Source organism: Inquilinus sp. (genome assembly GCF_039594555.1).
Lineage (GTDB): Bacteria > Pseudomonadota > Alphaproteobacteria > DSM-16000 > Inquilinaceae > Inquilinus.
The window spans coordinates 21255-31888 of the sequence record NZ_JBCNNF010000021.1 but is presented as its reverse complement, the minus strand read 5'-3'; the positions used below and the strand labels follow the sequence as shown (position 1 = coordinate 31888).

The following is a 10634-nucleotide window of genomic DNA, read 5'->3' as shown; positions in this document are numbered from 1 at the left end:
GTGGAGGGTGAAGCTGGCGGGCGGGGCCGCCAGCACCGGCAGGTCGATGTGGGAGCCGAGGCGGATGGGCTGCACCCGGCCGGGATAGGTGCCGCTCGCCTCGGTCGGCACCTCCTCCTCGCGATAGCCCTGCCCGTCGGGTCCCGTCTGGGGCGACAGCAGGCGCACGATATCGGCCCGGAACGAGTCGACACCGAGGCAGCTGACCTGGATGTTGACCACATCGCCGGGAGCCGCGGTGACGGCATCGGCATAGGCCAGGATCGCGCGGTCCGGATCCGGGGCGGCGGGCGCCGGCGACACGGGCGGCGGCAGCGCCGGCTCTCCGAGGGCGGCGGCGAGGTCGTGCCCGGTCAGGGCGTGCCATCGCAGCTTGAATACGGCCCACTCGGCCTCGGCGAGGTCGGTGAAAACGATGCCGGGCACCGGCACCGGACGCAGCGGCTGTCCCTCCATCCGCGCCAGCAGCCAGCGGGCCCGCGGTTCCAGGACGATCAGGCAGTGCTTGCCCTCGATCGGCAGGCTGCGCATCCGGATCAGGACGGCCTGCAGCTCGGGGCTGTGCAGCCCGAAGGGGCGGCTGCGGAATTCCCGCGCGAGGTCGAGGCGGGACGGGTCGATTTCATACATCGGATGGGGCGCGCCGCCGCGGGCGGATCCTGTGTTGGTGGCGGAAACAGCCGATCTCTGTCACGGTTTGGCTTAATACGCAATTCAAACCATATTTTTTGGTTGAAACGGCATATCGTGATGCTTAGGGTTGCTGGAACGGCAGCTTGAACATCAAAAATCGGGGAGGGCGACATGCTGTCCACCAGCAGGCGCGGGCTGTTGAGGGGTGCCGGATCTCTGTCCCTGGCGATGGCCTTGAACGGCCTCGCGCCGGGGCGCGGCGTGGCGGGCCAGCCGATCAGCTTCGTCGGATGGACGTTCCGGCCGGATATGGTCCAGGGCTATGTCGACTACTTCAACAAGAAGTACGACGAGCAGGTCAACTACTCGACCCTGCCCTGGCCGCAGTTCCACCAGACGCTGGAGGCCAGGGCCTTCGCGGGCGAAGTGGTGGACGTGATGTACTGCTTCCATTCGTTCCGCGAACGCTGGTCGCAGACCGGGCTGATCCGGCCGCTGGACGATCTTCCGGGCGTCGACGAGATCAAGGCGGCGATGGCGCCGGCCAATCTGGAGAGCCTGAAGAACAAGAACGGCCAGTTGGTCGCCCTGCCGTACTACCTCGCCCTCTACATCATGATCTATAACGAGCCGATGCTGCAGCAGGGCGGTTTCCAGGCGCCGGCGGCGAGCTGGGACGAGCTGATCGAGCACTGCGTCAAGCTGAAGAAGGACGGGGCCTCGGAATACCCGTACCTGCCGAACTGGAACCCGACGGTGACGGGGACGACGACGCAGTTCCTGACCGACTGCTTCGCCGATGGCGCCACGGTGTTCGACGCCGACAACAGGCTGGTGATCGACCAGGATCCGGGCGTCGCCCAGGTGATGGAGCGCTGGCAGCGCATCTACGGGCTGGGCCTGGTGACGCCGGAGATCTTCACCAAGCCGTCGACCACCGACGTGCACCGGATGATGTTCACCGGTCGCTACGCCTATCACAGCAACCACTCGAACTACCTGCAGACGATCGCCAGCAACACCAAGGAATCCCTGCTGGCGCCGAAGAAGGCGAAGATGACGGCCTATCCCGGCAAGACCGGCGATACCTACATGTGGACCGATTCCTACGTCCTCAACGCCAACACCACGGCGCTGGAAAGCGCCTGGAAGCTGATGCGGTTCGTCGGCGCGAATCTCGACAAGGACTGGACCGTCCAGCGGAAATGGGCGATCGCGACCGGCCTCGACAACCCGTACCCCGCGCTCTACGAGGAGCCGGAGGTGATCTCCTCCTACGCCAACTGGATCGACCTGCCGCTGCTGCGCCGGCAGTTCGGCAAGGGCAAGGTGATCAGCGCCTTCAAGGAGGCCTGGTACCCGGAATACGACGCCCGTGCTGTGCCGATCCTGCACGACATGATCCGCAAGACGATCCCCGTCGGCGACGCGATCAAGCAGCTGGTCGCGCTGCAGCGGTCGCTGGCCTGAGGCGGCCCGGGCATGGCGCAGACGATCACGACAGGGGGCGGCATCCCCGCCGGTCAGGCCGGGCGCGACGCCGCGGCCCCGCGGCGGCGGGGGCGCCGGGCGGATGCCTGGTTCACCGCCTGGATGGCGGGGCCGGCGCTGTTCGTCATCGCCCTCATCGTCTTCGTGCCGCTGGTCTATTCGGTCTGGCTCAGCTTCGCCGAGGTCGACCTGCTGAAGCGGGGCGGGCCGGCGATCGAGATCTTCGGGATGAGCCTGCCGCTGTACCGTTTCACCGGGCTGAGGAACTATCTCGGCACGCTGTCCGATCCGCAATACTGGCAGGCGCTGGCGCGCACCGTCTATTTCGTGGCCCTGTTCGTGGCCGAGGCGACGCTGGTCGGCCTGGCCATGGCGCTGGTGCTGAACGCCCGGTTCCGCGGCCGCGGGTTGATGCGGGCGATGCTGCTGGTCCCGTGGTCGCTGTCGCGCATCGCGGTCGGCATCCTCTGGCTCGGCATGCTCGACGCCGATTTCGGCGCGGTGAACGGCGTGCTGTACCGCCTCGGCCTGATCGACACCTACATCTCGTTCTTCAGCGACGGCTTCACGGCGCTGAACGCGCTGATCGTGGTCTATGTCTGGAATCAGGCCCCGTTCGCCGCGATCCTGTTCCTGGCCGGGCTGCAGTCGATCCCGGCCGACCTCTACGCCGCCGCGGCGGTCGACGGCGCCGGCTTCTGGCGCAAGCTGTGGCACATCACGCTGCCGTCGCTGCGGCCGATGATGTTCCTGGTGCTGGTCCTGGCCACGGTCAACGGGTTCCTGATGCTGGACCTCATCTACGTGATGACGTCGGGCGGGCCGGGCAACGACACCACCACCGTGTCCTGGCTGGGCTACCGGGTGGCCTTCAACTTCTTCAAGTTCGGCCCCGGCACCGCGATCCTGTTCACCCTGACCCTGATCTGCGTGGTCCTGACCTTCGTCTACCACCGGCTGGTCCTGTCGCGCTTCCAGGCGGAGTAGGGAGCCCGATGTCCGCATCCTCCAGCAGCAGGCCGATCGGGCGATGGATTTCCGCCCGGGTCATTTATGCAGCCGTCGCCATCGTCGCGCTGTGGCTGGCCGGCCCGTTCCTGTGGCTGTTCGTGACCAGCATCAGCGACCAGCGCGACCTGCTGGCCCGGCCGATGCCGCTGATCCCGCCGCATCCGAGCCTGGACAACTACGCCAAGATCCTCGGGCTGGTCGAGTTCCACGCCAGCCACCAGACGGCGCAGATCCTGCCGGCGCTGTGGAACAGCATCGTGGTGACGCTGGTGGTCACCGCGGTCAACGTCGTCGCCGGCAGCATGGCCGGCTACGCCTTCGCGCGCAGCCGCCACCCGCTGATGGGGATCACGCTCTACGCCGTCCTGTTCACCCGCATGCTGCCGGTCGTCGTGCTGATGCCGGCGCTGTTCCTGATCATGAAGCAGATGGGGTTCCAGAACACGCTCAGCGGCCTGGTGCTGGCCTACTGCTCCTTCACCTTCCCGTTCACGATCTGGATCATGAAGGCGTATTTCGAGACGATCCCGCGCGAGCTGGAGGAAAGCGGCCTGGTCGACGGCTGCACCCGGTTCCAGGTGTTCAGCCGGATCGTGCTGCCGATCTCCGGCCCCGGCCTCGTCGCCGGCGGCGCCTTCACCTTCGTGCTGTGCTGGAACGAGTTCCTGGTGGCCCAGATCCTGAACTCGAAGCCGGGCACGACGACGCTGCCGCCGGTCATCGCCGGCATGGTGGGGCAGGCGAACATCGAATACTCGGTGATCGCGGCCTCCGGCTTCCTCTCGGCGGTTCCGGCCGTCGTCCTCGCCCTGATCTTCCAGCGCTACATGGTCCAGGGGCTGACCGCGGGCTCGGTCAAGGGCTGAGGCCCTGCCCCCGCTTTCCGCATGAAAGGATTGGATGATGACCCACGCTTCGCCCATCGGGCACCCCGCCTTCCTCGACGGGGCCGCGAAGACGCTCCTGATCGACGGCAAATGGGTCCCGGCGGCCTCCGGCCGGACCTTCGACACGATTGATCCGTCGACCGGCGCCGTGCTGGCCAGCGTGGCGGAAGGCGACCGGGAGGATATCGACCGCGCCGTCGCCGCGGCGCGCCGCGCCTTCGAGGGGCCATGGAGCAAGCTGAAGCCCTATGACCGGCAGCAGATCATCCTGCGCCTGGCCGATCTGGTCGACCGTCATTTCGACGAGCTGACGCTGATCGACACGCTGGACATGGGCGCCCCGATCGGCCGGACCCGGGCGTCGCGCCGCCGCCTGCTGGGCCTGCTGCGCTACTACGCCGGCATGGCCACGGCGCTGCACGGCCAGACGGTCGACAACTCGATGCCCGGCGACTACGTCACCTACACGCTGAAGGAGCCGGTCGGCGTCGTCGGCGCGATCACGCCCTGGAACGGGCCGCTGGTGTCGTGGATCTGGAAGGTCGGGCCGGTCCTGGCCACCGGCTGCACCATGGTGCTGAAGCCGGCGGAGGAATCGCCGCTGTCGGCGCTGCGGATGGGCGAGCTGCTGCTGGAGGCCGGGCTGCCCGACGGCGTGGTCAACATCGTCACCGGCCATGGCGAGACGGCGGGGGCGGCGCTGGCCGCGCATCCCGGCGTCGACAAGGTGGCGTTCACCGGGTCGTTCGAGACCGGGCAGAAGATCGTCCAGGCCTCGGTCGGCAACCTGAAGCGGGTGACGCTCGAACTCGGCGGCAAGTCGCCGGACATCGTCTTCTCCGACGTCGACATGGACCTCGCCGTGCCCGGCGCCGCGATGGCCGCCTTCGCCAATTCCGGCCAGATCTGCAGCGCCGGCACCCGCCTCTATGTCGAACGCGGCATCTATGACGAGTTCGTTGAGCGGGTGGCCGCGTTCGGCCAGTCGCTGAAGGTCGGGCGCGGCATCGATCCGGAGGTGCAGATCGGGCCCCTGGTGTCCGAGCAGCAGCTGCGCCGCGTCTCCGGCTATTTCGACGTCGGGCGGCAGGAGGGCGCGCGCCTGGTCACCGGCGGCAGCCGTCTTGATGGCGAAGGCCTGGCCCAGGGCTATTTCGTGGCTCCGACCGTGTTCGCCGACGTGCATGACGAGATGCGCGTCTCGCGGGAGGAGATCTTCGGCCCGGTGCTGAGCGCCGTCCCCTTCACCGATATCGAGGAGGTCGCCCGCCGCGCCAACGACACGATGTACGGCCTGGGCAGCGGCGTGTGGACCCGCGATGTCGGCAAGGCCCATTACCTGGCCAAGGCGATCCGCGCCGGGTCGGTTTGGGTCAACTGCTACCAGACGATGGACCCGGCCATGCCCTTCGGCGGCTACAAGTCGAGCGGCTATGGGCGGGAATCCGGCATCCAGCAGTTCGACGATTACCTGAACACCAAATCCGTCTGGATCCGGACGGCCTGATGTCGGCCCTGTTCTCGCCGATCACCCTCGGGGGCATGACGCTGCGCAACCGCATCGTCGTGTCCCCGATGTGCCAGTACAGCGCCCCGGACGGGGCGGCGTCGGCTTGGCATCTCCAGCATCTCGGCCAGTTCGCCGTGTCCGGGGCCGGGCTGGTGATGATCGAGGCCACGGCGGTCGAGGCGGCGGGACGGACCACGCCCCTGTGCCTCGGCCTCTACACCGATGGGCAGGAGGCGGCGCTCGGCCGCGTCCTGGAGGTCTGCCGCGCGGTCGGCGACGCCCGCATCGGCATCCAGCTGGCGCATGCCGGCCGCAAGGCCTCCTGCGACCTGCCCTGGCATGGCGGCGCCGCGCTGCCGGCGGAGGAGGGGGGCTGGCCGGTGGTCGGCCCCTCGCCTCTGGCCTATGACGAAACCCGGCCGGCGCCGCAGGCGCTGGATCGCGACGGGCTGGCCCGGATCCGCGACGCCTTCGCGGCCTCGGCCCGCCGGGCCGCGCGGCTGGGGATCGACGCGGCCGAGCTGCACGCCGCCCATGGCTATCTGCTGCACAGCTTCCTGTCGCCGGTCAGCAACCGGCGCGACGACGCCTATGGCGGGTCGCCGGACAAGCGGATGCGCTTCCCGCTGGAGGTGGCGGCGGCCGTCCGCGACGCCTGGCCGGTGGGCCGCATCCTCGGCGCCCGCGTGAACAGCTCGGACTTCCTGGACGGCGGCGGCACGCTCGACGACACCATCGCCTTCGCCGCCGGGCTGAAGGCGATCGGCTACGACTATGTCTGCGTGTCGAGCGGCAGCCTGGTCGGCGGCCAGCGCTTCCCGAACCATCCCGGATACCTGCTGCCCGACGCGGCCCGGCTGCGGGCCGAGGCCGGGATCGCGACCCAGGCCGTCGGCCTGATCGCCTCGCCCCAACTCGCCGAGGAGGCGGTGGCGGGCGGGCAGGTCGACATGGTCGCGATGGCGCGCGCCTTCCTCGACGATCCGCGCTGGGTCTGGCACGCCGCCGAAAGGCTGGGGGCGAAGGTCGACTATCCGGTCCAGTACGGGCCGGCCCATCCCGGCCGCTGGCCCGCCGCGGCGTCGAGGCCGTTCGCCGCCTGACATCCCAACCTCCGCCATCACCGAAAGGGACCGCACCATGGCCAATCTCCGGCACAACCCGGCATCGATCGCGGCGCCGACGAACAACCTCTACGCCCATGGGGTGGAGGTCCCGGCCGGCGGCCGGCACCTCTACGTCGCGGGCCAGGTCGGCACCCGGCCCGACGGATCGATCGCCCCGGACGTGCCCGGCCAGGTCGAGCAGATCATGGCCAATATCGAGGCGATCCTGGGCGAGGCCGGGATGGGCTTCGGTGACGTGGTGAAGATCACGGCCTACTGCCTGAAGGCGGAGGACATCTTCACCTATGCCGGGATCCGCAACCGCCACTTCGCCGGCTCGCCGCCGGCCACCACCGCGGTGGTCGTCGCCGGCCTGGCGGATCCGCGCTGGCTGGTCGAGGTCGATGTCGTCGCCGCCAGGGCCGGCGACTGACCGGCCGATGCGCGGCGACAGCCCCGCCCCCGGACCGCGGGCGCGCGGCCCGGGGACGGCAGCCGTCGCCTTACGAGGCCAGCACCTCGTCGACCATCGCGATCAGCGCGGCCTCGGATACCGCCGACTTCGTGCGCACGGCCTCGTCCTTCACGCGCTTCAGCAGGGCGTCGCGCTGGGCATCGGTGACGGTGTAGCCGAGCTGCGACAGCTTCACGTCGATCGAGGCCGCGCCGCTCTTCTTGCCCAGCACGATCTCGCGGGTCTGGCCGACCAGGTCGGGCACGAAAGGCTCCGCCGTGAAGGGCTGCTTCAGCACGCCCGCGACGACGGTGCCCGATTCATGGGCGAAGGAGTTGCGGCCGACGATCGCCTTGTGCCGCTGCAGGGGCACGCCCGACAGCTCCTCCACCAGCCGGGAGAGGCCGGTGAGCATCGTGGTGTCGAGCCCCAGATCGACCCCGTACAGCACGAACAGCGCCACCGCGACCTCCTCCAGCGACGCATTGCCGGAGCGCTCGCCGATGCCGTTCATCGTCACCGACAGATACTCAGCTCCGGCCGCGGCCCCGGCGATGGTGTTGGCGACGGCCAGGCCGAAATCGTTGTGGCAATGAACCTCGAGCGGCACGGGCGTCGCCTTCTTCACCTCGCGCACGAGATGGCCGATGGCCTGCGGGGTGGCGCAGCCCGCCGTATCGACCAGCCTGATCCGGTCGACCGTGCCGCGCGCCGTCAGCTCCTCGACCACCCGCAGCAGGAAGGCCATGTCGCACCGCGTCGTGTCGTAGGGGCTGAAGATGACGTTCAGCCCGAGCTCCCGCGCATAGCTCGTCACCTCGATCGCCTTCTGCAGATAGGCTTCGTCGTCGAGCTTGAGCTTGGCCTCGCGCTGCAGGTACCCGATCGGCAGGCTCAGCCGCACCGCCCACGCGCCGCAGCCCTTGACCAGGTCGATGTCCTGGCGCCGGGCCAGGGCCAGGGCGCTGACCTTGGCGGTCAGCCCGGCATCGACGATCGCCGCCAGGGCCTCGCAGTCCTGCGGCGAGACCGACGGGGTGCCGGCCTCGATCTCGTACACGCCGAGGGCATCGAGCTCGCGTGCGATGGCCAGCTTCTCGGCGGCGGTGAAGACGACGCCGGCCTGCTGTTCGCCGTCGCGCAGGGTGCAGTCGGCGACGCGCACGGTCTCGGCGAACCGCAGATCGCTGCTGGCGGCATGGTGGAACGGGCTGGTCATCCAAAGCGGCTTTCCCGCCGCGGCGGCGGGCTTCCGGGTCTCGCTGGTCATCGCTTCCATGTCCGAATTCTGGGGTTCAGGGGCGGGGAAAGGCGGGGGGCGGCGTGATGGACCGGCTGCGGCTCATCCGCACCTTCGTCGCGGTCGCCAACGCCCGCAGCTTCACCGCCGCGGCCGAAGGCCTCAGCCTGTCGCGGGCGGCGGTCACCAAGCAGGTGGCGGCGCTCGAGGACATGCTGCGGGTGCAGCTGCTGAGCCGGACCACCCATTCGGTCAACCTGACCGATGCCGGTGCCGTGCTGCTCGAGGAGGGGCCGAGGCTGCTCGATGATTTCGAGGCGCTGGAACTCAGGATGCGGTCGGCGACGGCGCGGCCGGCCGGCACCGTGCGCATCGGCACGCCACCCTCCTTTGGCGCCTACCATGTGGTGCCGGCGATCCGCGCCTTCGGCGCCATCCATCCCGACATCCAGGTCGCGCTCACCAATGACGACGGGTCGCTCGACATCGTCAGGAGCGGCTTCGACTTCTCGATCCGCATCGCCCATTCGCTGCGGGATGCCAGCAGCATCTCGCGCCTGCTGATGCGCGCCCCGCAGGTGCTGGTGGCGGCGCCCGCCTATCTGGAACGCCATGGCGCGCCGCAGGCGCCAGGCGACCTGGCCGGGCACCGATGTCTTGTCCACACCGGCAAGTCGCCGACGGGGATCTGGCGCTTCCAGCGGGACGGGGACGCCTTTCAGGTCCATGTGACGGGCCCGTTCTGGTCGAATTTCGGCGAGGCGATCCGGTCCGCGGCCCTGATGGGCGAGGGCATCTCGATGCACCCGACCTACATGGTCGACGACGACATCCGGGCCGGCCGCCTGCGCCAGGTGATGACGGACTTCACCCCGACCGAGCTGGAGATCCGCGCGGTCTATCCCCGGCGCGATCTGCCGCTGCGCGCCACCCTGTTCCTGGACCATCTGCGCGACTGGCTGAGGACCGAGGCGCGCTGGGCGCGATCCGCGCCGCAGGCCGCCCGCGGTCCCGGGGTCGATCTTCATCCCCGGCCTCCGAATGGCGGCGTGGCAGCGGCGAGGTAGTCGGGTGTCACCATCGACGGCGCGGTGACGCCGAGCAGCGCCATGTCGCGGTCGATCTCCTCGGCCAGGAGGGCGATCGCCCGGCGGATCCCGGCGGCGCCGGCCGCGGCCGCGGCGAACAGGAAGGGGCGGCCCAGGAACACGAAATTCGCCCCGAGGGCGAGGGCCTTGAGCACGTCCGAGCCGCGGCGGATGCCGCTGTCGAACAGGATCGGCAGGCCTTTCGCCTCGGCCGCGATCGCCGGCAGCGCCCGCAAGGGGGACACGGCGCCGTCGAGCTGGCGGCCGCCATGGTTCGACACGATGATCCCGTCGGCCCCTGCCTCGGACGCGATCCTCGCATCGCGAGGCGACAGCACGCCTTTGATCAGCAGCTTGCCGCGCCAGCGGGCCCGGATGACCTCGAACGAGGCCCAGCTCAGGGCATCGCGCCGCCCGAGGGCCCGCACCGCGGCGGTCGAGACGACCGGCGGGCCGCGATGGCGGTCCATGTTCTCGAAATGCGGCATGCCCCGCCTCGTCAGCGTGCGCAGCACCGTGCCGAGCAGCCAGCGGGGATGGGTCGCGCCCTGCCAGAACAGCCGCGGCCCGGGGCGGAGCGGCAGGTCGAAGCCGTTGCGGATGTTGTGCTCGCGGTTGGCCGCGACCGGCACGTCGGCTGTCAGGACCAGCGTCTCGAACCCGGCGTCGGAGACCCGCTGCAGGAAGCCGTCGATCCGGTCGGTCTCGGCCGGCAGATAGGCCTGCATCCAGGTGTCGGGCGCCGCGGCGCGGATCTGCTCCATCGGGATGATCGATGTGGCGCTGAGGATCATCGGGATCCGCGCCTCCGCGGCCGCCCGGGCCAGCAGCAGGTCCGCCTCGAACGCGCAGATGCCGGTCAGCCCCATCGGCGCGATGCCGAAGGGATGGGCCTGCGGGCGGCCGAGCAGGGAGGTCGCCTGCGACCGGCCGGAGACGTCGGCCAGGATCCTCGGCAGGAAGCGAAGCTCGGCGAAGGCCGCCCGGTTGTCGCGCAGCGACGCCTGCTCCTCCGCCCCGCCGGCGACGAAGCCGTACAGCATCCGCGGCAGGCGGCGGCGCGCCGCGCGCTCGAAATCGTCAAGGCACAGGAAGCGCCGGTCCCGCGTCGGGGGCGCAGCCTCGGCCGCCGCGGCGGGCGAAAGGCGCAGGCTCGCCGCGGGCGAGGTGTCTCGGATCATCTGAACGGGCCCTGCCCAAGTTCTGACCGACTG

Annotated in this window: 10 protein-coding genes; 7 read left to right on the top strand and 3 right to left on the bottom strand. The window is 69.8% G+C overall.

Annotated elements, in window-relative coordinates; all coding sequences use genetic code 11:
* The coding region (locus ABDW35_RS04045; protein ID WP_343712566.1) for a hypothetical protein at window positions 1-630 on the bottom strand (630 nt) is incomplete at its 3' end.
* Between the two features lie 174 nt (window positions 631-804).
* Here ABDW35_RS04045 and ABDW35_RS04040 point away from each other — a divergent pair.
* Genes ABDW35_RS04040 through ABDW35_RS04015 form a run of 6 tightly spaced genes read left to right on the top strand, consistent with a single transcriptional unit; the run spans window position 805 to window position 7071 of the window.
* Window positions 805-2103: an extracellular solute-binding protein gene (locus ABDW35_RS04040; RefSeq protein WP_343712565.1), complete on the top strand. Its 1299-nt coding sequence runs from the start codon at window positions 805-807 to the stop codon at window positions 2101-2103.
* A gap of 12 nt (window positions 2104-2115) precedes the next feature.
* Window positions 2116-3111: a sugar ABC transporter permease gene (locus tag ABDW35_RS04035; RefSeq protein WP_343712564.1), complete on the top strand. Its 996-nt coding sequence runs from the start codon at window positions 2116-2118 to the stop codon at window positions 3109-3111.
* An 8-nt stretch (window positions 3112-3119) separates the two neighbouring features.
* Entirely contained in the window at window positions 3120-4001 is an 882-nt protein-coding gene (locus tag ABDW35_RS04030) for a carbohydrate ABC transporter permease (protein WP_343712563.1), read from the top strand.
* 37 nt (window positions 4002-4038) lie between these two features.
* Window positions 4039-5529: an aldehyde dehydrogenase family protein gene (locus ABDW35_RS04025; RefSeq protein ID WP_343712562.1), complete on the top strand. Its 1491-nt coding sequence runs from the start codon at window positions 4039-4041 to the stop codon at window positions 5527-5529.
* Window positions 5529-6635 carry an NADH:flavin oxidoreductase/NADH oxidase gene (locus tag ABDW35_RS04020; RefSeq protein ID WP_343712561.1) on the top strand — a complete coding sequence of 369 codons (1107 nt, stop codon included), beginning with the start codon at window positions 5529-5531 and terminating at the stop codon, window positions 6633-6635. The genes ABDW35_RS04025 and ABDW35_RS04020 overlap by 1 nt, the downstream gene beginning before the upstream one ends.
* A gap of 37 nt (window positions 6636-6672) precedes the next feature.
* The gene (locus ABDW35_RS04015) at window positions 6673-7071 is read left to right on the top strand and encodes a RidA family protein (RefSeq protein ID WP_343712560.1); all 399 of its coding nucleotides are present in this window, start codon (window positions 6673-6675) and stop codon (window positions 7069-7071) included.
* Window positions 7072-7141: 70 nt separating this feature from the next.
* On the opposite strand, the gene ABDW35_RS04010 is transcribed toward ABDW35_RS04015, so the two are convergent.
* Window positions 7142-8362 (bottom strand): homocitrate synthase, encoded by a 1221-nt coding sequence (locus ABDW35_RS04010; protein ID WP_343712559.1) that lies wholly within the window; start codon window positions 8360-8362, stop codon window positions 7142-7144.
* Between the two features lie 56 nt (window positions 8363-8418).
* Here ABDW35_RS04010 and ABDW35_RS04005 point away from each other — a divergent pair, with 56 nt between their 5' ends.
* Window positions 8419-9399, top strand: a complete 981-nt coding sequence (locus ABDW35_RS04005; RefSeq protein ID WP_343712558.1) for a LysR substrate-binding domain-containing protein — start codon at window positions 8419-8421, stop codon at window positions 9397-9399.
* Here the strand turns inward: ABDW35_RS04005 and ABDW35_RS04000 are convergent.
* Window positions 9357-10601 carry an alpha-hydroxy acid oxidase gene (locus ABDW35_RS04000; RefSeq protein ID WP_343712557.1) on the bottom strand — a complete coding sequence of 415 codons (1245 nt, stop codon included), beginning with the start codon at window positions 10599-10601 and terminating at the stop codon, window positions 9357-9359. The two genes, ABDW35_RS04005 and ABDW35_RS04000, sit on opposite strands and share 43 nt — an antisense overlap.
* Window positions 10602-10634 lie beyond the last annotated feature (33 nt).